Source organism: Marinilactibacillus kalidii (assembly GCF_017599325.1).
Taxonomy (GTDB): domain Bacteria; phylum Bacillota; class Bacilli; order Lactobacillales; family Carnobacteriaceae_A; genus Marinilactibacillus; species Marinilactibacillus kalidii.
The window spans coordinates 1-1,091 of sequence record NZ_JAGFVM010000001.1 but is presented as its reverse complement, the minus strand read 5'-3'; the positions used below and the strand labels follow the sequence as shown (position 1 = coordinate 1,091).

The window sequence follows — 1,091 nt, the reverse complement described above, 5'->3', positions numbered from 1 at the left end:
GAATTCGCTTCAGACAAGTTTTCTTTAGTTGTTGTTAAGTTATTGATCGTGTGATCTAAACGGTTTTGGTTCGCACCTAAGTTTGAACGTTGTTCTGAAACAGATTTGATTGCATCATCAATTGAATCAATAGCTAATTGAGCACCACTTTTACTCGTTGCATCTGCTGCTGGTGCAGTAACATCAATTGCTCCAGCACCTGTTACGTTTACGCCTAAAGCATTTGAGTTCATTGCTTTGATTTCAACATTTAATGTATCAGCAGTAGCTGTATTTGCGCCAATTTGTAAACCAAATGACTTAATTGATCCTTCTGCCCCTAAGTCTTCTCCATCAGCGGGGACACCATTTAATAATGTTTTACCATTAAACTGTGTTGTTGTAGAAATTCTATCAACTTCAGAAGATAATTCTTTAATTTCAGCTTGGATAGCAGCTAAATCGTCAGTACTATTTGTTTCGTTACCCGCTTGAACAGAAAGATCACGCATACGGTTTAGGATTGAATGCGTTTCGTTCAATGCACCTTCTGCCGTTTGGATCAATGAGATCCCATCTTGAGCATTACGAGTAGCTTGGTTCAAACCTGAGATTTGGTTTTTCATTTTCTCAGAGATTGAAAGACCTGCCGCATCGTCGCCAGCTTTGTTGATTCTTAGTCCTGATGATAGTTTAGCTAATGAACCACTCTTCGCAGTATTTGCTTGTGACAAACGAGAGTAAGTATTCATTGCTGCTGTATTTGTATTTATACGCATGTTGTTTTCCTCCGTTTTTAAGTAAGTTGGTTGTTGTCTAATTATACTATCGTCATGAACCTCATTTGTTTAAGGATTTGCTAGAAGAATATTTAGAAAATTTATCTTTTCGCCCTGGTAGATTTCTAAACTGTTTTATGGTTACGCTTAAAATATATGGACCTCAGAAATAGTTTTCATAGATATCACTTATCTTGTTCAAGTCTTAGCTTTGTGTAGAGACCTTTCCTAAAAAAAAGGGCTCTGTGTCAACTGGTGTTGGTAACATTAGTTACCCTTAAGAAGATCTATCGGTTTCATTCGATAGGTCTTCTTTTTTTAGGTTTCATTTTT

General features: G+C 36.7%; 1 protein-coding gene. It reads right to left on the bottom strand.

The window, feature by feature from the left end; all coding sequences use genetic code 11:
* A partial coding sequence (locus tag J5J05_RS00005) for a flagellin N-terminal helical domain-containing protein (RefSeq protein WP_208558605.1) occupies window positions 1-758 on the bottom strand: 758 nt, incomplete at its 3' end.
* Between the last annotated feature and the right edge of the window lie 333 nt (window positions 759-1,091).